This window comes from Ruminiclostridium sufflavum DSM 19573 (genome assembly GCF_003208175.1).
Lineage (GTDB): Bacteria > Bacillota > Clostridia > Acetivibrionales > DSM-1351 > Ruminiclostridium > Ruminiclostridium sufflavum.
On the sequence record NZ_QKMR01000007.1, the window covers coordinates 54,326 to 80,554 of the forward strand.

At 38.7% G+C, this 26,229-nt stretch carries 21 protein-coding genes and 5 tRNA genes; 8 read left to right on the plus strand and 18 right to left on the minus strand.

Annotated elements, in window-relative coordinates; all coding sequences use genetic code 11:
- Positions 1-19 precede the first annotated feature (19 nt).
- From LY28_RS07440 to LY28_RS07515, 16 genes are all read right to left on the minus strand, one after another.
- Positions 20-1,237, minus strand: coding sequence for an ROK family transcriptional regulator (locus LY28_RS07440; protein WP_110461558.1), 1,218 nt, complete (start codon positions 1,235-1,237; stop codon positions 20-22).
- Positions 1,238-1,804: 567 nt separating this feature from the next.
- Positions 1,805-1,879 (minus strand) — tRNA-Cys (locus tag LY28_RS07445).
- A gap of 42 nt (positions 1,880-1,921) precedes the next feature.
- Positions 1,922-1,996 (minus strand) — tRNA-Gly (locus LY28_RS07450).
- Positions 1,997-1,999: 3 nt separating this feature from the next.
- A tRNA-Phe gene (locus LY28_RS07455) sits at positions 2,000-2,075 on the minus strand.
- 4 nt (positions 2,076-2,079) lie between these two features.
- Positions 2,080-2,156: transfer RNA gene (locus LY28_RS07460), tRNA-Asp, on the minus strand.
- 24 nt (positions 2,157-2,180) lie between these two features.
- Positions 2,181-2,256, minus strand: a tRNA-Val gene (locus tag LY28_RS07465).
- A 143-nt stretch (positions 2,257-2,399) separates the two neighbouring features.
- The gene (hslO, locus tag LY28_RS07470; RefSeq protein WP_110461559.1) at positions 2,400-3,284 is read right to left on the minus strand and encodes an Hsp33 family molecular chaperone HslO; all 885 of its coding nucleotides are present in this window, start codon (positions 3,282-3,284) and stop codon (positions 2,400-2,402) included.
- 127 nt (positions 3,285-3,411) lie between these two features.
- Positions 3,412-3,612: a cold-shock protein gene (locus LY28_RS07475; RefSeq protein WP_004627690.1), complete on the minus strand. Its 201-nt coding sequence runs from the start codon at positions 3,610-3,612 to the stop codon at positions 3,412-3,414.
- Positions 3,613-3,827: 215 nt separating this feature from the next.
- Positions 3,828-4,580: a class I SAM-dependent DNA methyltransferase gene (locus LY28_RS07480; RefSeq protein ID WP_110461560.1), complete on the minus strand. Its 753-nt coding sequence runs from the start codon at positions 4,578-4,580 to the stop codon at positions 3,828-3,830.
- Positions 4,581-4,725: 145 nt separating this feature from the next.
- Positions 4,726-4,893 carry an alpha/beta-type small acid-soluble spore protein gene (locus LY28_RS19735; protein WP_340162533.1) on the minus strand — a complete coding sequence of 56 codons (168 nt, stop codon included), beginning with the start codon at positions 4,891-4,893 and terminating at the stop codon, positions 4,726-4,728.
- A gap of 163 nt (positions 4,894-5,056) precedes the next feature.
- A complete protein-coding gene (locus tag LY28_RS07490) occupies positions 5,057-6,295 on the minus strand; it encodes a S41 family peptidase (protein WP_242981182.1) in 1,239 nt (412 codons plus the stop codon).
- 269 nt (positions 6,296-6,564) lie between these two features.
- Complete coding sequence (locus LY28_RS07495) at positions 6,565-7,695, minus strand: murein hydrolase activator EnvC family protein (RefSeq protein ID WP_110461562.1); 1,131 nt, start codon at positions 7,693-7,695, stop codon at positions 6,565-6,567.
- Between the two features lie 172 nt (positions 7,696-7,867).
- Complete coding sequence (gene ftsX, locus LY28_RS07500) at positions 7,868-8,788, minus strand: permease-like cell division protein FtsX (protein WP_242981183.1); 921 nt, start codon at positions 8,786-8,788, stop codon at positions 7,868-7,870.
- Positions 8,751-9,458 (minus strand): cell division ATP-binding protein FtsE, encoded by a 708-nt coding sequence (ftsE, locus tag LY28_RS07505; RefSeq protein WP_110461563.1) that lies wholly within the window; start codon positions 9,456-9,458, stop codon positions 8,751-8,753. Before ftsE ends, ftsX begins: the two co-directional genes overlap by 38 nt.
- Before the next feature lie 44 nt (positions 9,459-9,502).
- Positions 9,503-10,582, minus strand: coding sequence for a PucR family transcriptional regulator (locus LY28_RS07510; protein WP_110461564.1), 1,080 nt, complete (start codon positions 10,580-10,582; stop codon positions 9,503-9,505).
- A gap of 231 nt (positions 10,583-10,813) precedes the next feature.
- Positions 10,814-11,932 carry an ABC transporter ATP-binding protein gene (locus LY28_RS07515; RefSeq protein ID WP_110461565.1) on the minus strand — a complete coding sequence of 373 codons (1,119 nt, stop codon included), beginning with the start codon at positions 11,930-11,932 and terminating at the stop codon, positions 10,814-10,816.
- A gap of 400 nt (positions 11,933-12,332) precedes the next feature.
- Between LY28_RS07515 and argC the strand changes: the two genes are divergently transcribed.
- The 7 genes from argC (at position 12,333) to LY28_RS07550 (ending at position 21,734) form a co-directional block, all read left to right on the plus strand.
- Entirely contained in the window at positions 12,333-13,274 is a 942-nt protein-coding gene (gene argC, locus LY28_RS07520) for an N-acetyl-gamma-glutamyl-phosphate reductase (protein WP_110461664.1), read from the plus strand.
- A 66-nt stretch (positions 13,275-13,340) separates the two neighbouring features.
- Entirely contained in the window at positions 13,341-14,252 is a 912-nt protein-coding gene (argB, locus tag LY28_RS07525) for an acetylglutamate kinase (protein WP_110461566.1), read from the plus strand.
- Between the two features lie 250 nt (positions 14,253-14,502).
- Complete coding sequence (locus LY28_RS07530; RefSeq protein ID WP_110461567.1) at positions 14,503-15,705, plus strand: aspartate aminotransferase family protein; 1,203 nt, start codon at positions 14,503-14,505, stop codon at positions 15,703-15,705.
- 10 nt (positions 15,706-15,715) lie between these two features.
- Positions 15,716-16,771, plus strand: coding sequence for a glutamine-hydrolyzing carbamoyl-phosphate synthase small subunit (gene carA / locus LY28_RS07535; RefSeq protein WP_110461568.1), 1,056 nt, complete (start codon positions 15,716-15,718; stop codon positions 16,769-16,771).
- Between the two features lie 115 nt (positions 16,772-16,886).
- Positions 16,887-20,099, plus strand: a complete 3,213-nt coding sequence (gene carB / locus LY28_RS07540; RefSeq protein ID WP_110461569.1) for a carbamoyl-phosphate synthase (glutamine-hydrolyzing) large subunit — start codon at positions 16,887-16,889, stop codon at positions 20,097-20,099.
- Between the two features lie 107 nt (positions 20,100-20,206).
- Entirely contained in the window at positions 20,207-21,127 is a 921-nt protein-coding gene (argF, locus tag LY28_RS07545; protein ID WP_110461570.1) for an ornithine carbamoyltransferase, read from the plus strand.
- Positions 21,128-21,260: 133 nt separating this feature from the next.
- Positions 21,261-21,734, plus strand: a complete 474-nt coding sequence (locus LY28_RS07550) for a GNAT family N-acetyltransferase (RefSeq protein ID WP_110461571.1) — start codon at positions 21,261-21,263, stop codon at positions 21,732-21,734.
- Positions 21,735-21,796: 62 nt separating this feature from the next.
- On the opposite strand, the gene LY28_RS07555 is transcribed toward LY28_RS07550, so the two are convergent.
- Both LY28_RS07555 and LY28_RS07560 read right to left on the minus strand, forming a co-directional pair.
- Entirely contained in the window at positions 21,797-23,824 is a 2,028-nt protein-coding gene (locus tag LY28_RS07555; RefSeq protein WP_110461572.1) for a methyl-accepting chemotaxis protein, read from the minus strand.
- A 259-nt stretch (positions 23,825-24,083) separates the two neighbouring features.
- Complete coding sequence (locus LY28_RS07560) at positions 24,084-24,992, minus strand: YitT family protein (RefSeq protein WP_110461573.1); 909 nt, start codon at positions 24,990-24,992, stop codon at positions 24,084-24,086.
- Between the two features lie 459 nt (positions 24,993-25,451).
- Between LY28_RS07560 and LY28_RS07565 the strand changes: the two genes are divergently transcribed.
- Positions 25,452-26,195, plus strand: coding sequence for a WecB/TagA/CpsF family glycosyltransferase (locus tag LY28_RS07565; RefSeq protein ID WP_110461574.1), 744 nt, complete (start codon positions 25,452-25,454; stop codon positions 26,193-26,195).
- Positions 26,196-26,229 lie beyond the last annotated feature (34 nt).

Here is a 26,229-nt window from a genome sequence, read left to right on the forward strand (position 1 = left end):
TTTGTCCGGTTCTAAAATGTTACCGAATTTTTATAAATGATAGTGAGTTTACAACCTCCTCGACGACGAGATAACATGATCCTACAAGTGTGACATCATCATTGAAAAGGCTCAGGCGGATTTCCAACTTTTTATATATATCCTCAAGAACTCTTTCCTTTACTGTGTCCTGTACTATTTTCAGAAACCTTTTATTACGCGGAACATCATCTCCAATTACAATAATATCCGGATTCAATATGTTTACCAGATTCGCTATCCCATACCCCAAAAATTCTGCCCAATGGGTTATAGTAAGAACCGCCAGAGCATCTCCCCTCTCAAACGCATTATTTAAATCCTGGATTGTACTTCCCGAATGAAGGCAAGTATCATTGTATTTTGGTATATTCTGTTTCATAAATTCCAGAATAGCACTGATACAAGCATATTTTTCAAAGCATCCCCTGTTCCCGCATTCACAGCGCGGCCCGGAATAATCAATGCTCATATGTCCTATTTCTCCTGCTATACCCAATTGCCCACGAACGATTTTTCCGTCTATTATTATTCCTGAACCAACCCCTTGTCCCGGCATTACACACAAAAGATTGCCTTCATCTTCTATCAGGCCATTGCGGCAGTGTGTAGATTCCCATTCTGCAAAAGCCGCTGCATTTGCATCGTGCTCAACATAAACCGGAACATCAAATTCTTCTGATAGTATCTTTTGAAGATTTATGTTTTTTAATTCCGGAAAACCTGTTACCAATGCGAAATGATGCTCAGCCTTAACAAACGGACCAGGTATTGCAGCGCCAATTCCTAATATTATTTTACCTTCCGACTTATCCATACAATTACGAATGACATTTTTAATAATTGTCAGTGTTTTTTCCACTTCTCCCTGAGAAACGATATTTACCTTTTCCTTATAAATTTCTTCTGCCTTAAGATCATATACACCAGCAACAAAATTTTTACGGGTAAGCCTGACACAAATTATCCTAAAATCCTGGGTGTTAATCCTTAACCCTATCATTCTTCTTCCACGGCTGCTGTCTCCGATAATACCGGTTTCTCTTACAAGACCACATTCGAGTAATTCATTAATTATATTTGTTATGGTAGCCTGCTTTAATCCCGTTTTATTAGCCAACTCGACACGAGAAAGGTTTTCCTGTCTCAGCATCATTCTTATTACAAGGGAGCGATTACTAATTTGAATATCTTCAAGATTTTTTCCCCTTTTTTTCATAATCAACCTCCATAATTTTATATAATTAATATAATCAATTTAATTAATTATATAATGTACAATATATTTAGTTTTCCATATAAAATAGCAAATTATTATAAATATATTGCATATTATCTGTTTATTTTTGTTAATTAACGATATAATTAATTCATTAAATTAATTATATGTTTATACTATATCAATATAACAAAAATGTCAACATATTATTCGACATTTTTGTATATTTTTTTACTTCAATTAAATAACCCTTCCATTAAATTAATAACGCTATCCTTTTATTTAGAACAGAAATTGGAATCATATCTGAAATTTGAAGGGCTAAAAAATTGGAACTTACCATAACTGCATCCTTGAAAAGGGAAGGTGCAGAGCGACGGTAAATAATGAATTATTGCAGGTAAAAATACCCGACCAACAATAACCTTCATGTGAATGGCATTATCAAGTATTTCTTTAACTGTTTTCCGCCTAATTTTTGTAACATATGTGTAATATAAGAGATTTAATTCAGACGCAAAAAAACCTGTAAACTACGCAATTTAAGCCGTTTACAGGTTATTCTTTTGGAGGCGCCACCCGGATTTGAACCGGGGGATAAAGGTTTTGCAGACCTTGGCCTTACCACTTGGCTATAGCGCCGTTAAAGCGAGACAGATTACAAATGCAATCTGCCTCATTAGTTGGAGCGGGTTAAGAGATTCGAACTCTCGACTTTCACCTTGGCAAGGTGACACTCTACCACTGAGTTAAACCCGCATTTGGTGCCCAGAGCCGGAATCGAACCAGCGACACGGGGATTTTCAGTCCCCTGCTCTACCGACTGAGCTATCTGGGCAAATTGGCGACCCGGAACGGGCTCGAACCGTCGACCTCCAGCGTGACAGGCTGGCATTCTAACCAACTGAACTACCGGGCCAATTTGTATGTCTTTCACGGAGCATGGTGGGAACTATAGGGCTCGAACCTATGACCCTCTGCTTGTAAGGCAGATGCTCTCCCAGCTGAGCTAAGCTCCCATTGCTTAACTCCGTGAGCGACAATTGATAGTATACAAGACAATGTTGCTAAAGTCAACAACTTTTTTTACCTTTTTTTAAAAATATTTTTATAATACTTTGCAATACTCAATAATACTCAAAAAATCTAACAAAATCATATTTTACTCCCTTTTATGGAGCCCTCTAATAAGCCTCTCTAAATCTATATGAGTAAAATTATATTTTGTATTGCAAAAATGGCATTGCAGCTCTGCGCCCTTTCCGTCTTCAAGTATTTCAAGCAAGTCTTCTTTTCCGATACTAATCAGATTCCTCTCCATCCTGTCTTTTGAGCAGTTACATTTAAAGCTGCAAGGCACCTTTTCTATAACTTTGGGATTCATGCCCTCCAATAAACGCTCTAAAATCTGTTCTGGGGCAACACCGTCAGATAGCAGCTGAGATATAGGAGGAAAACCTATTAATCGTTCCTCGAGCTTCTCAATTGTCTCCTCGTCTGTTCCCGGCATGAGTTGAATTATAAATCCGCCGGAAGCTTTGACGCCGCTCACATCAATAAGAACTCCCAAAGCAACTGTTGACGGCACTTGCTCTGATTTTGCAAAATAATACGTTAAATCATCCGCTATTTCACCTGAAACCAAATCCGAAAAACCTATATACGGCTCTTTAAGGCCCATATCCTTAATGACATTGATATATCCATAGCCTACTGCTGTCCTTATATCCAGCTTGCCTCGTTCGTTCAGCGGCAAATCAACAACAGGATTATCCACATATCCTCTCACATTCGCATTAGAGTCAGAAGCTACCACTATGCCTCCCAGCGGGCCATTTCCTTTAATTTGAATTGTAAGCTTATCCTTTTCGCCTTTTAACATTTTTGACATCATTGCTACTGCCGTAAGCGTCCTGCCCAAAGCCGATGCGGCTATCGGCGACAGGCCATGCACCAGCCTTGCCTTTTCCACAAGCTCCGTTGATACTGATGCAAAAGCACGTACTGTCCCTTCTGCTGCTGTTACCCGTACGATGTAGTCATTCATTTTTATATTCCTCTCATGCTTCTCGTATTATGTTTATTATCTACAATTATCTAAAAACATTGAAAACCCCGATATATATAATATATCGGGGTATAATGGCTACTTCAGTATATAGTTAAAGCAATTATTATGCTCTCTGAACATTTGCAGCCTGAGGACCCTTAGCTCCTTCAACAACTTCAAATACTACTTCTGAGCCTTCCTCAAGTGTTTTGTATCCATCCATAGTGATTGCTGAGAAATGTACAAATACGTCATTTCCGCCGTCTCTTTCGATAAATCCAAAGCCTTTTTCAGCATTAAACCATTTAACTCTTCCCTTTTCCATCGATCAATTCCTCCTGAAATATAACTAAACTTATTGCGCGATATGATCGCGTCCTTTTAACAACATATAGAAGTTTAACATATATCTTGCTAACTGTCAAATGATATTTATTTTTAGTCTCCACATGACGCAAAGAAAATACTAATCATATTAAGCGCTATAAATTATTTTCTCTACTTTTGGAGCAATTACACCTGTAAATATAATCTAATGCTTCAGATATTAACTTTTCTGCATATGTAAAAATTTCTGTTGCTTTTTTCTGTCGGTTTTTTCAGCCTCAGTTCATTATACACAGATACAAGCTCTAGTCTAGAAGCATCGATAAACTTTATTATTTCATCATTTGAATATGCCCGCTCGAAATGCATTTCATCAAATCTTTCATAAAACTTATTCTGCTTTACAAAAAATGTCAAGTCAAACCTTGCTATTTTTGTTTTGTGATTATACCGGTTCTCCCAAAGATATGTAACCTCCTCACCTATTTCATAAAAAAGATTATCCGAAATAACCTTTTCAAATTTATACTGTGTATTGACATCAAAAATAAACAGCCCGTTAGGGTTCAAGTAATTATGGACCAGCCTAAACAGCTTTTGAACCTGAGATGCCCTAGTAAGGTAATTAAAGCTGTCAAGCAGGCAAACTATTACATCCACAGTGCCGTAAAGCTCAAAATTACACATATCCTGATTAAGAAACAGTATATCAAGGCCTTCCTTTTTTGCTTTTTCGCTGGCACAGTCCAGCATTTCCGTTGATAAATCCAGACAAATCATCTCATGCCCGCGTCTGGCCATTTCTATACCAAAGCTGCCCGTACCGCAGCCAAGCTCCAATATCATAGAAGCCTCTGCCTTATGCTTCTCAATAATACTTTCCACATAATCCGCCCATTTTTTATAATCTATATCATGGGTCAATTTATCATATACATACGCAAAATTATTATAAATTTCACTCACGTCCTTATCGGCTTTTTATATCCTTATAATTCTATCACAAATTCCACAAATAAAGAGCGAATTTATCAATACGCAATCCATATCTGCTAAAGCCTCCTAATGCTAAAAACAGATTCAAAGTCCAGACTGCGTAAAAGCCAGCAAATTAAATTTGCTGGCCCTCTTGTATCTGTGTCTTCCTTCTTTTATTAACCAGTCCGCCGATTCGGCCTGTTTCCTTTGGACTCAGACTTTTCCAGCCATCCCGCATAACCTTTTCTATCAATCCAAGCTCACGTGCAATTTCATATTTTACCTTCTCATTTTCATCCATAGTTATGTTCATGCCTATTATCTGTTGAAAACCTTGTAAAACATCGGCATGAATAAGGCACCTCCTTGAATAAGTATATTTAGAGTTTTTCAGTTTGTATAAAACTTCTCTGCTACTTGGTATTATGTGGCTTATTAGTAAAAATTATACCTTAAAATTTGTATTATTTGTTGGATAATACATCTATAGCCTTCTGAAGCTGTATATCGTCTTCTCGCGGAATAACAGAAACAGATGTGTCTTTATATTTCTCATCAAGTTTAACCTCTATATCGGGCTTTATGCCCTCTCCTTGAATGCATATACCGGCCGGGGTAAAATACCTTGCGATGGTCAGCTTTATTCCCGTCCCGTCATTAAAACCGTATGTTGTTTGTACCAAGCCCTTGCCAAAGGTTTTGGTTCCTATCAGCGTTCCTTTTTTTAAATCCTTAATGGCTCCGGCAAGGATTTCTGATGCACTTGCGCTGTTACCGTTAGTCAGAACCACAATAGGCATATTCAGTTCTGTATCATCTGAGGCTTCCACTTCCTTTTTTCCGTTTCTGTCCTCGGTATATACAATTGTTCCCTTTGGCAATATCCTGTCGGCCAAGTCTACAACTTCCTTGTATAAGCCTCCCGGGTTGTCTCTTACATCAATTATTAAAGACTTTGCCCCATCCTCCGTCAACTTGTCAAGCTGGCTGATAAAATTTTTACTTATGTTCTCGTCAAACATCTTTAATTTTATATATGCGATATTACCCTCCAGCATTTCGCTTCTGATATTCAATTTCGCAACTATTTTCTTTCTTACAACCTTAATATCCAATGTGCTGTTAAGAGACTCTCTGAATATAGTCAGTACGGTTTCTGTATTTTCCTCTCCCTTTATCATACTTGCTATCAGTGTGTCGTCTTTAATGTCAGTTATATCTTTTCCGTCAATTTTAAGTATTTTGTCACCCTGCTTAATTCCGGCCACTTTTGCCGGAGAGTCATCAAACGGTTCCAGAACCGTCGCTATTCCATTTTTATCAAGAATTATAGGCAATCCGATGCCCACATAATTATCCTCGGTATTCTTTTGCAGATCCATAAACCATTTCATCTGTTCCTTGTCATAATAAACAGTATAAGGATCCTTTAACGAATCCGCCATTCCCTTTATAGCACCTTCTACAAGATTGTTTGTATCGACATTCTCATAATACTTGCTTTGCAGAATACTTCTGGCTTCATTGAACTTTTCAATCGTTTCCCTGCTTACGCTGCTTTTGCTGAAGGCCAGCGAATAGCTCCCCGAAAAATAGCCAATTCCCATAAAAAGCAGTGCACATACCAAAAAAGATATCAAGGCTGTCATTACAATAATACTTTTTAAATTCTTAGGATAGAATTCCTTTTTATCAAAATCCAAAATATTCACCTCTTGATCTTCAAACTTTTTATTTTTAATTCACATATTAATATCCCACAGATTGCTTCAATGCAAATAAGTATTATATATATTGATATGCTTAAATCGGCAATAATAAACCCGCATTTTTTATGCGGGCTCAATTTCATAAAATTTTTAAAGGCAATTACGTTTTAAGCGTTGGCAACGATAGACTATCGTGACGATATCATCGGTTCCTCAGCCGACAGCGGTTGACCTTTGGCAACTGGCTTTATATTTTTTAATTATTATGTAAAGTAACCCATAGGATCCTTTGTTTGACCATTCACTCTTACTTCAAAATGTAAATGAGGCCCGGTTGAAAGCCCTGTACTTCCTACCTTTCCTATAACATCACCTTTGCTAACCTTATCTCCCACACTCACAAGCAACTTGCTTTGATGTCCGTACAAGGTGGCTATTCCATCTCCATGATCTATTATAATACAATTCCCATATCCCCCGTTCCAGCCCGCTAAAATTACCTTACCGCTGTTGGCGGCAACAATACTGGCTCCTGAAGGAGCGTTAATATCAACACCTGTATGAAATTTTCTGACCTTGTATATCGGATGTATTCTATAGCCATATGGAGAAGAAATTCCCGTATATCCCGGAGTCGGCCACTTCATAACTCCTCCGGCATACTTTGTTGTCTTGTCCTGTAATTGGGATATCTTGCTTTCAAGCTCCTTTGACAGCTCTATCATTTCATCTTCTTTTTTCTCAGCTGCCTTCAGCCTTGATTTTTGGCTTTCAACATCAGACTCCATTTTCGCTCTTGAAGTCTTTATGTCAGAAACCTTTGCATTAAGAGTTTTTAACTGCACCTTCTTTTTTTCGAGCTCATTGAGCTTCGCCTGCTTTTTTATTTCAGTATTTTCCTTGCCTAACGCGATTTCTTTAATTAATTTCTCGTCATTCTCTTTTACGAGAGATATAAGCTCAATTCTTGAGAAAAACTCGCTGAAGCTTTTTGATTCAATAAAGATTTCCAGTGAGGATTTATTCATATTTTGATACATAACCCTCATTCTAGTCTTAAACAGCTCGTTTTTATATTCGTACTCCTTCTCGATGGCATCTATCTCTTTGTTTATAAGGTCAATATCCGCATTGACCTTTGATATTTCTTCTGATTTTTTCTGCATAGTGTCCTTGGTTTTTTCCGCATCAGCCTGAAGCTTCTCTATATCGGAAGTTTTTTGTTTTATCTCGCTTTCCAAAGCCTTTTTCTCCTTAGCCAGCTGAGATATCTTGCTGCTAACCTGTTTCTGTTGATTTTTTGCGCTTTCAAGGCTTGATGCTGCACTGACAGGTATAATAACGCATGAAAATATGTATATAGCCGCCATAAGCATAGATAATCTTTTCTTCATTTTTTATCCTCCCATTTTTATCTTCTGTTAAAAACTCATTTTAATTATATACTGCTTTCAAAATTAGCTTTAAAGCTTGTCTCTCCTAAAAAGACGATATTAATATCGTCACCAAGACCATATTTAGTTTTTAATCAAAGCTTTCCCCAACCCTTGGGCAAATCATTAGCTTTTATACGTGAAGATGCTTCCGTATAGACAAAGCACTTCCCGATGCACCTATAACAGTGCTGATGCCCATATAAATCAGCGCTAACGTGCCACAAACAGCTTTAAACTTCACAGTCGCAAAACCGCCGCCGAACACTGCCAAATCCTTGCTCATTATAGGCTCTCCAAGACTGTATATATATGCGACAAGCACAAAGGCTATAATTGCCCCTATAATACCAATAAATATTCCTTCATATATGAAAGGCCATCTTATAAACCAATCTGTAGCACCAATATACTTCATTATATTAATTTCCTTACGTCTTGCAAATACCGTCAGCTTGATGGTATTTGATATAATAAACAGGGATATGACCAATAAAAGCCCTATTAGCACTATACTGATGATTTTAACCCAATTTGATACTTTCTGAATGACATCAATGGTCTTCTGCGAATACTCTACATTTTCAACTCCCGGAAACGAAAGAAACTCTGTTGCGGCAAGCTCACTATTTTCGGGATTGTCCACCTTAACAATAAAAGATACATTCATGAAGCTCTCGTCATATCCCGATAAAATATCCGAGCCTCCTTCTTCCTGTTTATTGTCGGCAAGATATTTCTTTAATTGCTCAAAAGCCTCTTTTTTGGACACAACAGTAAAGCTCTCCACATATTCATTGCCTGCAATTTCAGTCTGAACCGCATCAACCTGCTCGTCTGTAAGCTCCGGAAGGCAAAACACCTGCATTGTCGGTTGCTGTGATAATACAGATATATTGTAGTTTAGGTTTACTAATATTAAATAAAATACTCCAAACAAAATCAAGGCGGCACTTATTATACTAATTGATGCAAGTGACATAAGCCTGTTTCTTGAAGCATTCAGAATACTTGTCTTAAGAATATATTTTATACTCCGTATCTTCATCCCCATAAAGCCCTTTCTGCTGATCTCTTATTATTCGTCCCTTGTCAATAGCTATTACTCTTTTCTTCATAGCATCAACTATGCTTTTCTCATGAGTAGCAACAACAACAGTAGTCCCCCTCTGATTGACTTCCGTCAAAAGCTTTACAATTTCCCATGAATTTTCAGGATCCAAGTTTCCAGTCGGTTCATCTGCAATCAATAAAGCCGGGCTGTTTACCAGAGCTCTGGCAATAGCCACACGCTGCTGTTCTCCTCCTGACAGCTGATGAGGATAAGCATTAGCCTTTCTGCTCAAGCCAACCAAGGCAAGTGACATAGGCACCTGCCTTCGTATTTCCTTCGGAATGCATTCCGTTATTTCCATTGCAAATGCAACATTTTCATAGACAGTTTTATTGGGGAGCAGCCTGAAATCCTGAAAAACCATTCCCATTCCGCGGCGTAAGTACGGAATCTGCTTGTGATGAAGATTTGACAGCTGATAACCGTTTACAATTACCTCTCCCTCGGTAACAGCCTCTTCCTTCATTAAAAGCTTCAGTAAAGTTGACTTCCCCGATCCGCTTGAGCCTATGATAAAAGCAAAATCTCCCTTATTAATTTTTAAGTTAATACCCTTTAATGCAACAGTTCCGTTTGGATACTTCTTGCTCACATTAATAAATTCTACCACTTTCAAATAACTCCTTATTAGTTTTTGTGTCCGTTACCCCAAGCTCACTCATTGATGCTTGCCAAATATTTTCTGACTAAGACAGCTATCTTAAAGGTTACGGCATCATCAAAGCTTGTAAGCTCCAACCCTGTAATCCTTTTGATTTTTTCCAGTCTGTATACCAGAGTATTTCTGTGAATGTAAAGCTGCCTTGCAGTTTCACTGACATTTAAATTGTTCTCAAAGAATTTTTGAATTGTAAGCATTGTCTCATTATCCAGCGAGTCGGCAGATTTATCCTTGAATACCTCATCAAGAAACAGCTGGCAAAGCGTAGTAGGAATATGGTAAACAAGCCTTCCCAGTCCTAAGTTATTGTAATCATAAACCTTTTGGTCGCCACTGAAAATATTGCCTATAATCATAGACATTTGAGCCTCTTTATATGATTTTGTAATATCCTTAAGGTTATTGATGATAGTTCCTATGCCAATACTGGCTTTTACCATTAATTCTGAACTAAGTGTGTCTAGGATAATCTTGGCTATCTTAGACGTTTCTTTATAGTCATCCTTGCTTTTCACCTCTTTAACAAGAACAATATTATCATTGTCAATCACAATCACAAAGTCCTTGTTCTTGTTAGGGAATAAGCTCTCAATAACTTCATGAACATGGATATCCTTTTCACTTACAGCTTTAATTAAAAAAACCACTCTGAGCAAATTGTAATCAATATGCAGCTCCTTGGCTTTTAACAGAATATCTCCCTGTAAAATATTTTCTACTATTATATTTTTGACAAAGGTATTTTTATCATATTTTTCATCATAAAAGCTTTTAAGATTAAGTATGTTTAATGTAAACAATTCTAAAAATTTCAAGTCCTGCTCCTCGGCAGCTTTAATAAAGGTTACAAATTCGACTCTATTTTTAACCAGAACTTTATAATAGATCTTATCATCTATCATCTCATTCTGCTTTTTTGTCTGCAAGAAATCATTAACTCTATCATCCGACATACCTATCATCTGAAAATTAGAATGAGCTATAATAACTCCACTTTCGTCAGTTATCCCTATCTCTTTGCCTATAATCTCGCTATATTTTTCAGATAGCGTCTGAAATAATTTTACCGACATGTCAAGCCTCCCGCTCAAAAGTATGTGAAGACGTTGTCATAACAATTCACAATCTAATAAAATTATACACTAAAACAATTTTTATTACTACAATACTTATATTAAATTATTTTGGTAACTTTTAAAAGGTATAATTGAGGCATCGTCATTATTGCCACAGCATATAAATCAGGTTGCTCATACAACAAAAAAAGGAAAGCTAAGCTTTCCTTTTTTATAGCTATAATAATATTAATTTATAATTGTACGTTCTGTTTCTTTGTCAAACAGGTGAATCTTATTTGCATCAATTGCAACTTTGATAACATCACCGGTTCTAGTCTTTGACCTTGCATTAACTCTTGCTGTAACGGTTGCCATAGCACCTTCAACAACCAGATAAAGGTAAGTCTCTGCTCCGAGCATTTCTACTAAATCTACCTTTGATTCAATAACACTTTCAGGCATTGATTCCAAATACATAGCTTCGTCACGGATATGCTCCGGTCTGACACCAACCAAAACTTCCTTGCCGATATAATCAGTGCCTTCAAGCTTTTTAGCTTTTCCTTCAGGAAGCTTTATATCGTTCTTTCCGAATAAAAGGTGTAAATCATTTCCTTGTTTTTCAAGCTTAGCAGTAATTATATTCATTTGAGGGCTGCCAATAAATGTAGCAACAAACATGTTATTAGGCCTGTCATAAAGTGCAGTCGGAGTGTCAACCTGCTGAATATAGCCGTCCTTCATTACAACAATTCTTGTACCCATTGTCAAGGCTTCTGTCTGGTCATGTGTTACATAAATAAAGGTTGTATTAAGTCTGTGATGTAATCTTCCTATCTCGGTTCTCATCTGAACCCTGAGCTTTGCATCCAAGTTTGAAAGAGGCTCATCCATTAAGAATACTTTAGGTTCACGAACTATAGCACGACCTAACGCAACTCTCTGTCTCTGACCTCCTGATAAAGCCTTTGGCTTTCTATCAAGCAAATGCTCAATATCAAGAATCTTAGCTGCTTCATGAACACGCTTCTTAATTTCATCCTTTGGTGTTTTTCTTAGCTTCAGACCAAAAGCCATATTGTCAAAAACTGTCATGTGAGGATATAACGCATAGTTCTGGAAAACCATTGCTATATCTCTATCCTTTGGTGCAACATCATTCATCAATTTGTCGCCTATATATAATTCGCCTTCAGTAATTTCCTCCAAACCGGCAATCATTCTAAGTGTAGTAGTTTTACCGCATCCGGAAGGACCAACAAAAACTATAAATTCATTGTGCTCAATATCAAGATTAAAATCATTAACAGCTGTAACCCCACCTGAATATCTCTTGTACATATTCTTCAATTTTAAACTAGCCATTTTTACCTCCTAAAAACTCGCAAATTGTTTAAATATATTTTCGTATGACTTCTATATTTAATATAATACACTTCATTCCCAGTACAAACCATATAGCTTTTTAACAAAATTATTTTTTAGCTTTTAGTACTTTTGTATACTATACAGTCACAACCTACTGTCTGACATGCATACAAAAAAGTATCCTGCTATGTTGTATTTTTATGCACAGAAGTGTATAATTATAATACAATTAAAAACAGGCCATATTCCATAGGAAAAAGACCGGATTTCAGCCTTCCCATTAAAATACAGGAACAACACGTATCGTTTTTAAGGCTATGGTGATTAACTTTGTGCAAAAGTGAAAACAAGCCGGATATAGCAGTTCTATTCATTGAAAGGATTTGATGATATAAATATGAAGTATAATATTTTTGTTGACGGCAGCGAAGGTACTACAGGCTTGATGATTAATGAAAGATTATCAGGCAGAAATGATTTGGAAATAATTAAAATTGACTACGATAAACGTAAAAACATTGATGAAAGAAAAAAATGCATCAATGAGGCAGATATAGTTTTTCTTTGTCTGCCTGATTCAGCGGCAGCAGAAGCAGTCTCTCTTATTGAAAATCCTACAACAAGAGTGATTGATGCAAGTACAGCCCACAGGACAAGTAAAGATTGGGCATATGGCTTGCCCGAATTGAGCACAGAACACCGCCTTAAAATAAAGAACTCCTGCAGAGTGGCTGTTCCCGGATGTTATGCAACAGGTTTCATAAGTATAATGTATCCTTTGGTAGCCGGCGGAATCGTTCAAAAAGATTATCCTGTTACAACCTTCGGCATTTCAGGCTACAGCGGAGGCGGAAAAAAACGTATTGCCGAATATGAAAATCCCGAAGGCAATCCGTTTGAAAGTCCTCAGCTATACAGCTTAGGCCTGACTCACAAGCATATACCCGAAATGACTGCAATAAGCGGTCTTAGCTGCCCACCACTGTTTTCTCCCGTTATAAGCTCATATTATAAGGGAATGTCCGTATGTGTACCCTTGCATACAAGGCTGCTGCCTGTTCCATATACAAAAGAAAGCCTGCATGAATATATGGAAAACTATTACAGTCAGGAAAAATATATCCGGGTTATGCCTCTTGGCTGCGAAAATAATTACCAAAACAGCTTTTTAGGGGCAACAAGAGTAAACGGCACCAACTATCTGGAAATATATGTTGTCGGAAATAATGAGCAAATAATGCTTGTATCAGTTCTTGACAACTTGGGCAAGGGCTCATCCGGAGCTGCCGTTCAGGATATGAATATCATGCTGGGAATCGAGGAGGGCTACGGTCTTTAAACCGGATTAAGCGTTCCATAAAATGATTTGAAATTAAAGTATTCAGAAAACCGGGAGGCATATTTTATGAATTTGGAAAATCAAATAAAGAAAGCAGAAATACTTATAGAGGCTCTGCCATATATACAAAAGCTGTACGGTAAGACCGTAGTTATAAAGTACGGCGGAAATGCAATGATTAATGACGAACTGAAGAACTCCGTAATGGAGGATATTACACTTCTCAAATATATAGGAATGAATCCTGTTCTTGTTCATGGCGGCGGTCCTGATATAAATAAGGCCTTGCAGGCTTTTGATATAAAAAGCCGCTTCATAAACGGGCTGAGGGTTACAGATTCCCAGACTATGGAGGTAGCTCAAATGGTTTTGGTCGGAAAGACCAACAAGGAAATAGTCTCAATGCTCAACGGAAAAGGCGGAAAAGCTATAGGCCTGTGCGGAATTGACGGGAAGCTTATTGAATGTGAGCAGTACAAAACCGAGCTTGACGGTAAGATGACAGACATAGGCTATGTAGGAAACATTATAAAGATAAACTCAAAGGTTCTTGAGCTTATATCAAAGGATGAGTATATACCTGTTGTCGCTCCTATTGGAGTGGGCTCTGACGGTGAAAGCTACAATATAAACGCAGATACCGTCGCAGGTGAAATAGCCGCAGCGCTAAAAGCAGAAAAGCTGATGCTTCTCACCGATGTTGAGGGAGTTAAAGCCTCCAAAGAAGGCGATTCAATAATACCTGCCTTAACTGCCGACGAGGTTCATGAGCTGATTGACAGCAAGATTATTGACGGAGGTATGATTCCAAAGGTTCTTGGCTGCGTGGATGCACTTGAAAAGGGAGTAGGAAGGACACATATTCTGGACGGCCGTATTCCTCATTGTATTCTTCTTGAAATATTTACAAACAAAGGTATCGGTACTATGATTATGAAAGAAAAAAAATTATACCATAAAAACGAAGCACTTTATTAAGAAATAATAGCTAAGCCTTTCAGGGCTGCTGCATATAAACAAGCACAAATTTACTGAAGTCAATTACTGTTCAAGCCTTAGTGCGATAACATATCTGAACAATATGTATCATTTTTCAGGCGGCAGCAATTGACTTTTTACTATAAGAATTATTATCATTGCATTTTTATGCATAACAATGTATAATTATAAATTATACATTATATGATATCGAATTATTTATTACTTTTGTATTAAAAGGAGTGATTTTATGTTCTTAAATGAAATTCAGGAATATGATAAAAAATACTTTATGAATACATTTGGCAGCAGAATACCTGTAGCCTTTACAAAAGGTGAAGGCATACATCTCTGGAGCACCGAAGGCGAAAAATATACGGACTTCTTTGCAGGAATAGCTGTCAATTCCATAGGCTACTCCCATCCAACCTTCGTGGATATGGTTACTGAGCAGGTGTCAAGCCTGATACATTGCTCAAATCTTTACTATATTGAAGCGCAGGCTCTTCTGGCAAAGGAGCTTGTTGAAAACTCCTGTGCAGATAAAATATTTTTTTCCAACAGCGGCGCCGAGGCAAATGAAGGTGCAATAAAGCTGGCCAGAATTTATTTCAAAAAGCTTGGAAAGCCTGAGAAATACGAAATAATTACTCTTCAGAAATCCTTCCACGGAAGAACCATTACTACTTTGAGTGCCACAGGTCAGGAGAAGTATGCGAAACCCTTCGAGCCTCTTACACAAGGCTTTAAGAAGGTACCCATCAATGATTTTGCCGCACTGGAGGCTGCAATTACCGAAAACACCTGTGCTGTTATGCTTGAACCAGTTCAGGGAGAAAGCGGTGTATATCCCTGCAATCCCGAGTACCTGCAAAATGTAAAAAGGCTGTGCCTTGAAAAAGATATTCTCCTTATATTTGATGAGGTTCAAACCGGTATCGGAAGAACAGGCAAGCTGTTCTGCTATCAGAAGTATAATGTGGAGCCCGATATCTTTACACTGGCAAAAGCCTTAGGAGGGGGAATACCTATAGGAGCCGTATGTGCAAAAGAGCATGCAGCCGGAGCATTTACACCCGGAGAGCACGGCTCTACCTTCGGCGGTAACCCTTTAGCCTGTACAGCAGGATTAGCGGTAATGAAAATAATGAAGGAAGAAAAGCTTTCTGAAAATGCAGAAAAGCTTGGCTTATATATAAAATCAAGGCTGGAAGCCTTGTCCTCCTCTACTTATCCGGTAATATCGGAGATAAGAGCCGTAGGTCTTATGATTGGGATTGAGCTGAATAAGCCTGTTGCTCCCGCTGTAAAAGCAAAAATGTTTGAAAAGAAATACTTAATCGCAAACGTGGGAGAAAATATTCTCAGAATACTTCCACCGCTGATAATCACACAAGCCGATGCTGATGAATTTATTGCGGCATTGACATCAGCAATCGATGAAGCACTTTAGGAGGAAAAATATGAAAGCAGTATTATTACTTGAGGACGGAACTTATTTCTCAGGCGAGGGTTTTGGTAAAAACGGCGAAACAGCTGGAGAAATTGTATTTAATACAAGTATGACCGGATATCAGGAAATAGCCACTGACCCGTCATATAACGGTCAGATTGTAACTATGACCTATCCTTTGATTGGAAACTACGGTTTTAATGAAATAGACACCGAGTCTTACAAACCGCATGTACAAGGCTTTATCGTCAAGGAATTATGCACTACGCCAAGTAATTGGAGGAATACAATAGAGCCTAATCAATACTTTGCCAAGCACAATATAATAGGCATAAAAAGCATAGATACCCGTGCATTGACCCAGCATATAAGGAAATACGGAAGCATGTACGGAATTATTTCCACAGAATGCGGGAATCTTGACATACTGCGCAGAAATCTGGAGTCCTATAAGGCTGTTCCCAGAAATTTAGTTATGGAGGTTACATCAAAAACTCATATACATGTCCCCGGTTCCGGAAAAAAGGTTGCACTTCTGGACTTCGGTGTCAAGAGCAATATTGTACGCTCACTAAAGAGCAGGGATTGTGATATTCACATCCTTCCTGCATTCAGCTCCTTTGAGGAGATAATGGCTGTTAATCCTGACGGCATCCTGCTGTCAAACGGCCCGGGCGATCCACGTGATTTACCTGCTGCCAGACAGACTATACAAAAGCTGCTTGGCGTAAAGCCTGTTTTGGGTATATGCCTCGGACATCAGTTATTGGGGCTGGCACTGGGATGCAGTGTCAAGAAGCTTAAATTCGGCCATCACGGAGGCAATCATCCTGTTAAGGATTACATTACAGGCAGATGCTATATTACCTCTCAGAACCACAACTATGCCATAGACGGAAGTTCAAATGAGGATATTGAAATAACGCATATTAATGTTAATGACAATACCATTGAAGGCTTCAGGCACAAAAGCCTGCCTGTTATCAGCGTGCAATACCATCCCGAGGCGGCACCGGGCCCCGAGGACTCGGCCTATATTTTCGATGATTTTGTAAAAATGCTTTAAGGCCGGGGTTTCACGGTGAATATTATCTCTGACTGCTGAAACAGCTGATTTCAAAGATAAGAATCCCGTAACCGGTTAAGGATATTTATTGTGTAATATAACGGAGGAAAGATATATGCCCAAGAATTTAAATATAAAAAAGGTATTAGTTATAGGCTCCGGCCCTATAGTAATAGGCCAGGCCGCCGAATTTGACTACTCAGGTACGCAGGCCTGCAAATCTCTCAGAGAAGAAGGCATTGAGGTGGTGCTGATAAACAGTAATCCTGCCACAATCATGACAGACACGCAGTCAGCCGATAAGGTCTACATAGAGCCTATCACACTGGAATTTGTAAAAAAGATTATATATAAAGAAAAGCCCGACGGCATTCTGGCTTCCCTCGGCGGACAAACAGGCCTCAATATGGCTGTTCAGCTGGCTGAGGACGGAATTCTGGATGAAATGCATATTGAGCTTCTGGGAACTTCCCTTTCCTCAATAAAGAAAGCGGAGGACAGAGAGCTTTTCAAAGAAACAATGGAGGAAATAAATGAAAAGGTTGCTCCAAGCAAAATCGTTACTACCCTAAAGGATGCTGTTGAATTTGCGGAGGAAATCGGCTTTCCCATTATTATAAGGCCCGCTTATACTCTCGGCGGCTCCGGCGGAGGTATCGCAAGCAATATGGAGGAGTTCAAATATATATGCGGCAAAGGCCTTAAACTAAGTATGATCAGTCAGGTGCTTCTTGAACAGAGTGTTGCCGGCTGGAAGGAAATAGAGTATGAGGTAATGCGTGACAGCAGCGACAACTGTATTATTATATGTAATATGGAAAATTTTGATCCTGTGGGTGTTCATACGGGTGACAGTATCGTTGTCGCTCCGAGCCAGACCCTATCCGACGTTGAATACCAGATGCTCAGGACTGCTTCAATCAAGATAATCCGCGCACTTGATATAAAAGGCGGCTGCAATATCCAGTTTGCCCTTAATCCTGACAGCTTCGAATACGTAGTAATCGAAGTAAACCCGAGAGTAAGCCGTTCCAGTGCTCTTGCGTCCAAGGCCACAGGATATCCCATAGCCCGTGTAACTGCAAAAATTGCTATAGGAATGACTCTTGATGAAATCAAGAACTCTGTGACCAAAACCACAAGCGCATGCTTTGAGCCGGCATTGGACTATGTTGTTACAAAGGTTCCCCGCTGGCCCTTTGATAAGTTTGCCAATGCGGACAGAAGTCTGGGCACACAAATGAAGGCAACAGGAGAGGTAATGGCAATAGGCCGTACCTTTGAAGAATCACTTTTAAAAGCAATTGATTCTCTGGATATCAAATTTAACTATCAGCTGGGTCTGAGCCTCTTTGATACCATGAGCCGCGAGGAGCTGGTGGAATATGTTCAGCACCCCAGTGACCAGCGTATATTCGCACTGTGCAAGGCACTGCAGAAGGGTGTTTCTGCAGGAGAAATAGTAAGAATAACTAAAATAGATGAATTCTTTATCAGAAAGCTAAAAAAAATTGTCAGGCTGGGTGAAGAAATCACAAATGCCGGTATAGCCTTTCTGGATTATGATTTATATTCAAGAGCGAAGAAAATCGGGTTTGGCGATTCATACATCGCAAATCTTGCCAATGTTTCCTTGGACGAAATAATAGCACTTAGAAAAAAATATCCGATAAAGCCCGTATATAAAATCGTTGATACCTGTGCAGGTGAATTTGAAGCGGTGACACCTTACTATTATTCAACCTACGAGGAAAAGGATGATGTAGAGGAAACACCCGGTGACAAGGTATTGGTTATAGGCTCCGGACCAATCAGGATAGGTCAGGGCATTGAATTTGACTATTGCAGTGTTCACTCTGTTGAAACGCTGAAGGAAATGGGTATTGAGTCAATTATAATCAATAATAACCCGGAAACTGTCAGCACAGACTTTGATACCGCCGACAAGCTTTACTTTGAACCTCTTACAAAGGAATGTGTCCTTGATATAATTGAAAAGGAAAAGCCCTTGGGAGTTATCGTTCAGTTTGGAGGCCAGACTGCAATCAATCTGGCTGAAACCCTTCATTCCGAAGGTGTGAATATTCTCGGTACTACAGTGGAAAGCATTGATATAGCCGAAGACAGAGAGAAATTCCTACAGCTGCTGGAAGCCTTGAATATTCCCATACCCGAAGGAAGCACTGCATTCTCCTTTGAGCATGCCAGAGAAATAGCAAATAAAATAGGATATCCCGTACTGGTCAGACCGTCTTATGTACTCGGCGGCCGTGCCATGGAGGTCGTCTATAATGACAAGGTTCTTGAAGAATATATTACGATGGCTGCCGAGATTTCCACAGAGCATCCTATACTTATAGATAAATATATCGTCGGCAGAGAAATGGAGGTAGATGGTATATGTGACGGAAATGAGGTTCTTATACCCGGAATAATGGAGCATATTGAACGTGCCGGTGTACATTCGGGAGACAGTATTGCTGTATATCCCCCCCGTAATCTCTCCTTGAAGGTCAAGGCTACGATTGAGGATTACACCGTACGCCTGTCAAAGGCTCTTAAGGTAGTCGGCCTGTTTAATATTCAGTTTGTCATGAACAAATATGAGAAGGTTTATGTTATAGAGGTAAATCCCCGTGCCAGCAGAACCGTTCCGATAATGAGCAAGATTACAGGTATACCGATGGTAAGTGTGGCTACAAAGCTGATTATGGGTAAAACCCTGACAGAGCTGAATTATAAGCCCGGACTTGCGAAAGAAGCTGCTTACTTCGCTGTAAAGGCTCCCGTATTCTCTTTTGCAAAGCTGACTACCGTTGATACCTTCCTAGGGCCTGAAATGAAGTCAACAGGAGAGGTAATGGGTGTTGATAAGGATTATTACAATGCATTATACAAGGCCATCGCCGCATCGGGAATGCTGATACCTTCAGGCGGAAACGTACTCCTTTCCGTCGCAGACAGAGATAAGACGGAGTGTATTGAAATTGCAAACAAGCTGCTTGAACTGGGCTTTAAGCTCTCCGCCACAGCCGGAACATATGCTGCGTTGCATAAGGCAGAGCTTCCTGTCCAATTCATTGAAGAGGATAATATATTGAATTATATAAAGGAAGATAAAATAACCCTTGTTATAAACACCCCCACCCGGGGCAAAATTCCCGAAAGGAAAGGCTTTATCCTCAGAAGGACATCAATGGAGTACAATATACCTTGCATAACCTCTCTGGATACCACAAATGCAGTTCTGAGCATTCTGGAAAGGCTGATTGCCGATAACAAGGCAGATATATATTCTCTTGATGAATACTCGGTATACAGGGGATAGCTTGAAAGAAACAAAATGCAGATTAAATAGCGCACCTTTAAAATAGCCGGAGAAGCTCTCCGAAAATATATATTAATTATAATTAGTCCAGAAGGAGTGAATTTATTGTGAAGCACTTATTAAGTCTTAACGATTTGACTACCGATGAAATACATGATCTGCTGAAGCTTGCATTAAAGCTCAAGGAGCAGAACAAAAGCGGCATAAAGCATCATATATTGGAAGGCAAAACCCTTGGAATGATTTTTTCAAAGTCCTCGACCAGAACCAGAGTTTCCTTTGAGGTTGGAATGTATCAGCTGGGAGGCTCAGCCCTGTTTCTGAGCTCAGATGATATCCAGATTGGAAGAGGCGAATCTATCTATGATACAGCCAACGTATTGTCAAGATATTTAGACGGTATTATGATCAGAACATATAAGCAAAGTGACGTGGATGACCTTGCTGAATTCGGAACTATTCCTATTATAAACGGACTGACTGACGAAATGCATCCCTGCCAGATTCTTGCCGACCTTCAAACCGTTTATGAGCACAAGAAAAAGCTTGAAGGCCTTAAGCTTGCATATATCGGTGACGGAAACAACATTGCACATTCACTGCTCCACGGCTGTGCAAAGGTGGGAATGAATATTGCAATAGCATCACCTGAAGGCTATGAATGTGATAACAAATATGTGGAAGAAGCAAAGGCAGCTGCAAAGCTGACAGGTTCCGAGATATTAATGACTCAGGACCCTGCCGAAGCTGCCGCAGGTGCAGACGTTGTTTATGGCGATACCTGGATAAGCATGGGTCAGGAGGAGCAAAAGGCTGAAAAGCTCAAAATTTTTATGCCTTACCAGATTAATAGTGAGCTGTTTGCAAAAGCTAATGACGATGCAATTTTCCTGCATTGTCTGCCTGCATACAGAGGCTATGAGGTGACCAAAGAGGTTATTGACGGCCCGCAGTCAGCAATTTTTGATGAAGCCGAAAACAGGCTGCACGCACAAAAGGCTGTCTTGGCGACTCTGCTTGTCAAGTAATTTTAATAAGTATAGCGGCAAATACACAACCTGTTATAACAAAAAACCCAAAAACTAAATAAGCGGAATATTGCATATCTGTTTATAACAGTGCCACAAAAGCTTAAAGCCTTAGGATTGAGGGAAAAACGAAATGAATTATTCATTTATTATAAGAAAGGCTTCTATAGAAGATGCCCCTGCTATATCAACCATTATGCAGGAATCCTTTAAAAAATACATGCAGGATACGGGCTTATCAGGAACAATGGAGGCCCTGTCTGAAAGCATAGAGGAAATTGAAGCAGATATTCTGGAAAGGGAAGTTTATATTGCCATTATAGACGATAATCCCGTCGGCTCTATCAGAATCAAGCTTTTACCTGATAATACCGCTTACATAAGCAGATTCGGAGTGCGGCTCGACTACCACAATATAGGAATCGGCAAGTCTTTAATTAATCTGGTTGATAAAATGCTTAAATCAAAAGGAGTGAGGAAGGTAAGTCTTCATACTGCCTCAAAATACCTTGACCTAATCAGATTTTATTACGGACGCGGCTTCTATATTGAATCAACCACTACAGACAGAGGCTACATAAGAGCACTTCTGGTTAAGGAATACTAATAACCTGAAAAGCCCCAAGAATCGAGTAATAAGATTACCCTACCGATTCTTGGGGCTTAAAACTAAATCTTGAACTTTTCCACCAGCTCCATGAGCTCAGCTGCTCCTTGCGAATTTTCATCAGCAAGCTTTGATTCTGTCACAGTTTTATCTACAATCTCCGTAGTCTTAGCTGCAATATCCTGTACTCCCCTTGCACCTTCATTTATCGTTACAGAAACTTCATTCATGGCAACCGTAATATTTGAAACAGCTGCATTAAGCTTGCCGGCAGCCATTTCAAATTCCTTCATAAGGTCGTTAACATATAAGGCATCACTGTTATATTGTTCGCTTACTTTTATCAGCTTCTCATAATCTTTTAATACATTCTGGTCAACAAAGGATAAAATAGCCTCTGAATTCTCTTTCATATTTCCTACCGAAGAATAGACGTTTTTAACTATTCCCTGGATACCGGCAGCTGTTTGTGAGGATTGCTCCGCCAGCTTTCGAATTTCATCGGCAACCACCGCAAAGCCTTTTCCGGCCTCCCCGGCTCTAGCGGCTTCGATAGCCGCATTCAAAGCAAGAAGATTTGTCTGCTCGGTAATAGAAAGTATAGTGTTGGCTAAAACACCAATTTCCGCAATTGTATTGGATTTCTCTATAGCATCCTCCATTTTTATTTTAGCCTCTTCATAAATTGTTTTGGTATGCTGAGTAGACTCAAGGGCATCCTTTTTCAAAATATCGGCCTTTTCTGTTATCTGATTGGAAACTTCTGTACCTTCCTTTGCCTTGACAGCAATTGCAGCGACACTGGAATCAATATCATTGGTTGTAGCTGTAATTTCCTCTGCCGAAGCCGCTGTTTGCTGCATTCCAGCAGATAATTGCTGTGTAGTGGCAGAATTATCATTGGCATTGCCCTGAATATCTATTGACAGGCTTTCCATCTTTCCTGCATTTTCCATGACAATCTGAGATACATTAATAAGCTTTTCAACCATTTCCTTCAACACCCTTCGTGTTTGGAATATGGATTTAGCCATTATGCCAATTTCATCTCTGCTTTTCACAAGATATTCGTAGGTATTATCATCCTTAAGATCCAAATCTGCAGTTTTATTTATCAGTCCGGTAAGCTTTATAATAGGAGACGATATTTTATTTGATATTATTAGTCCGATTAGAAGTGCCAAAATTACACTAATAACTCCTATAATCAGAATATACCTCACCATGTTGGTTATTGGCAGCATTATATCCTCAATGTCCCCTGTTACAACCAGTACCCAGTTTGTTTCAGGTATTATGCTGTATATCGCCTTCTTATAATGTCCCTCAAATTCATATTGAATAATATCGGATTCTAATTTCTCACCTTTTTTAACCCTTTCAACAATAGAATTAATCTGGCTTACGTCAGACGGCTTACCTATCTTATCTTTTCTGGGGTGATAAAGAATATTCCCTTTTTCATCCACTAAAAAGGCATAACTTGACTCGGTACCTAATATTTTTGTATTTGACAAATAATTTGTTATACTTTCTGCATTTACCGTAACTGAAGCAAAGCCCATCAGCTTGTCATCCACCTTGATAGGATAAACAAAGGCAACAATATTAGAGCCTGTTGACTTTGATACTAATGTTTCACTTATCACAGGCTCACCGGTCTCAAATAATTTTCGCGCATATTCCCTGTCACTCATATCACTATAAATAAGATTTACTTCACTATCAGCCAAAACCATGTACTTTGAGTCAGCAATATAAATGTTGTCTACATTGCCTGCTTCTTCAGCAATATTCTGCAGCTTTTTGTTCAAATCCGCCTGAAGCTTCTCCACCGGCTCTCCTGCCTGTTTCAAGGACAAGATATCTTCAACCTCCTTTTGCTGTGCTATTAAAGCAACATTTCTCATTTCCTTTTCAATCATTAAACTGATAATGGTTGAATCATACCTGCCAATATCGGACATGGAGGTCTCTGTTATGTCATTAATTGTGTCTATTGATTTATACAGTGCCACAGCTCCTAAAACCACTGAAGCGGCAACTATCATTGAAACCATTGCTATAGATAGTTTCATTCTTATTTTCATATGTAATATCCCCCTGAAATAAAATAGAATATGTTAACTTTAAAGCCTTTAAATAAAAGTAGTCTTCAAGCCTGTGGAATACAGATTTTCAAAGACTTTACAGCATCTGATCACAAAGTAGAAAAGCCCAAAAAATATTAAATTTAGATTAATATAAATGTACTATCAATTTATATATTTGTCAATATTTTATGGCGAATTATGTCGAATTAAGAGGAAAAATTCATAAGCAGACCTGCTAAAAAAGCATAATGATTCCTTAAACTTTTGGTATTTCCATAAACCCTTCTCCAAGAACTTCGTGAACCTCTGCCAAAATCATGAAGGCATTCTTATCCACTTCCTGTACAATTTCCTTGAGCCGTTGTATTTGTGTTCTTCCTATGACACAAAGTATTACGTTTTTATCCTTTCCGGAGTAGACACCTCTGCCTTTTAATTCCGTAACACCTCTGTCCAATTCAATCAAAAGTCTCCTTGATATCTCCTCCTGCTTGTCTGAAATAATAAATGCCGCTCTGGAGTAATCCACACCGGCAACCAAAGCATCAATTACTTTAGTTGTCAGAAATAAACTTACAAATGAGTATAGGCCTATCAAAATGCTGTTAAATACAATAATTGCAAATAGTATAATTAATGCATCCAACCACAGAATTAATTGTCCGATTGTCATATTCTTGAATATTCTATTAAGCAGCTTTGCCGCCAGCTCTGTTCCTCCGGTTGTAGCATCCATTTTTAATACAATACCAAGCCCTACCCCGCTTATAAACCCGCCAATTATGCTATAAAGCAAAATGTCGGGAGTATTTGCAGCACCGGTGCCGTTTACCAGAAGCCTTTTTGCAAAATCGGCTGAATATGCTTCGGTTAAATCTATAATAACAGAGAGAATGACAGTACCGTAAAGTGTCCTGAAAAAAAACCTTTTACCTATAAATTTGAATCCAAGTAAAAATAACGGAACATTAATTACCAGCATCGTCGCACCAACAAGCAGCTTTCCTCCGCTTATATAAAAAAGCACCGTAGCCAGTCCGCTCAAGCCTCCCGGAGCAATTTTATAAGGAACGAGGAATATATTGATAGCCAGTGCGGTAATTCCGGCTCCTATAGTTATCAGAATATACACTTTCAAAAATTGCAATATTTTATTTTTCCGCATAACAATATCGTCCCTGCCTCAAACAAATTGCCAATCATCTATTTACCTGCTGCATGGACCTTGTACCTCCATTATTATTTTCTATTTGCCAAGTCAATTGCAGCTCAAGCCCGAGCTATCGTCCTATGGTATTGACTTTGCCAGCCTTCCGGCTTATTTATAAAATAATTATTTATGCAGCCGGTATAAGGCAAAGCTTTCGCATGAAAGGTTGATTACTTATTTAATATATGTTCTTTTTGATTTATATAATCATTTTATTATCAAATAATTTAGTATATTTCTGTCCTTTTCCTTCCTGTCATTGACAAATAAAATAAGATAAACTAAACTGTATAAGTAAATTATTCACATAGAAAAGAGAATTTCGTCAAATTACAACAGAGATTTTTCAAATGAATTTGCTTTTAGTTGCTGTGGGATTCGGTTTATCACCGGTATTTGAATTGTGGAGGGTATATGCGAAAAATTGTTAATATTGCGGGAATCAATATAGATGATATTACAATGGAACAAGCAGTCAAAAAAATATATCATTTTATTTCTTCCGATAAAAGTCATGCAATATATACACCTAATTCCGAAATAATGATGGATGGCATATCAGACAGCCAAATGAGACAAGTTCTTAATACGGCTGACATGCTTGTAGCTGATGGCGCAGGCGTCGTCTTAGCTTCTAAAATATTGGGCAAGGCGGTCAGGCAAAAGGTGTCAGGCGTTGATTTGGCAAAAAACCTGCTTAAATCCTCCTCAAAAAAGCCTATCAGGTTTTTCCTCTTCGGCGGCAAACCGGGAATAGCGGAAAAAGCACAGGCAAATATTATCTGCGATTATCCTTATGCTGATGTTGTAGGAACTCGTAACGGATATTTTTCAGAAGAAGATACCGAAAAAATTATAGAAGAAATTAACAATTCAAGTGCCGAAGTTCTTTTTGTCTGTTTGGGTGCTCCCAAGCAAGAACTTTGGATTCATGAAAATAAGGATAAGCTCAAGGCTAAGGTTTGTATGGGAGTCGGAGGCACCTTGGATGTTCTTGCCGGTAATGTTAAGCTGGCTCCGGATTTTTTCAGAAATCACGGGTTGGAATGGCTGTACAGACTTTATAAGGAGCCCAGACGCTTTAAAAGAATGCTGAAGCTGCCTAAATTCATTTTATATGTAATTGGAATACGCCTTAAATTAATAAAAATAAAATGATATATGATTAAAATGGTGTCATTTTTTATTTAAG

What these genes read in the sequence shown, in the direction of transcription:
- LY28_RS07565 (WP_110461574.1), top strand. Translation starts at nt 25,452, where the DNA reads ATGCGAAAAATTGTTAATATTGCGGGAATCAATATAGATGATATTACA.
- LY28_RS07560 (WP_110461573.1), bottom strand. Translation starts at nt 24,992, where the DNA reads ATGCGGAAAAATAAAATATTGCAATTTTTGAAAGTGTATATTCTGATA.
- LY28_RS07515 (WP_110461565.1), bottom strand. Translation starts at nt 11,932, where the DNA reads ATGGCTAGTTTAAAATTGAAGAATATGTACAAGAGATATTCAGGTGGG.
- LY28_RS07495 (WP_110461562.1), bottom strand. Translation starts at nt 7,695, where the DNA reads ATGAAGAAAAGATTATCTATGCTTATGGCGGCTATATACATATTTTCA.
- LY28_RS19735 (WP_340162533.1), bottom strand. Translation starts at nt 4,893, where the DNA reads ATGGATGAAAATGAGAAGGTAAAATATGAAATTGCACGTGAGCTTGGA.
- carB (WP_110461569.1), top strand. Translation starts at nt 16,887, where the DNA reads ATGCCCAAGAATTTAAATATAAAAAAGGTATTAGTTATAGGCTCCGGC.
- hslO (WP_110461559.1), bottom strand. Translation starts at nt 3,284, where the DNA reads ATGAATGACTACATCGTACGGGTAACAGCAGCAGAAGGGACAGTACGT.
- LY28_RS07530 (WP_110461567.1), top strand. Translation starts at nt 14,503, where the DNA reads ATGTTCTTAAATGAAATTCAGGAATATGATAAAAAATACTTTATGAAT.
- LY28_RS07550 (WP_110461571.1), top strand. Translation starts at nt 21,261, where the DNA reads ATGAATTATTCATTTATTATAAGAAAGGCTTCTATAGAAGATGCCCCT.
- LY28_RS07510 (WP_110461564.1), bottom strand. Translation starts at nt 10,582, where the DNA reads ATGTCGGTAAAATTATTTCAGACGCTATCTGAAAAATATAGCGAGATT.
- LY28_RS07555 (WP_110461572.1), bottom strand. Translation starts at nt 23,824, where the DNA reads ATGAAAATAAGAATGAAACTATCTATAGCAATGGTTTCAATGATAGTT.
- LY28_RS07475 (WP_004627690.1), bottom strand. Translation starts at nt 3,612, where the DNA reads ATGGAAAAGGGAAGAGTTAAATGGTTTAATGCTGAAAAAGGCTTTGGA.
- LY28_RS07440 (WP_110461558.1), bottom strand. Translation starts at nt 1,237, where the DNA reads ATGAAAAAAAGGGGAAAAAATCTTGAAGATATTCAAATTAGTAATCGC.
- argB (WP_110461566.1), top strand. Translation starts at nt 13,341, where the DNA reads ATGAATTTGGAAAATCAAATAAAGAAAGCAGAAATACTTATAGAGGCT.
- argC (WP_110461664.1), top strand. Translation starts at nt 12,333, where the DNA reads ATGAAGTATAATATTTTTGTTGACGGCAGCGAAGGTACTACAGGCTTG.
- ftsX (WP_242981183.1), bottom strand. Translation starts at nt 8,788, where the DNA reads ATGGGGATGAAGATACGGAGTATAAAATATATTCTTAAGACAAGTATT.
- carA (WP_110461568.1), top strand. Translation starts at nt 15,716, where the DNA reads ATGAAAGCAGTATTATTACTTGAGGACGGAACTTATTTCTCAGGCGAG.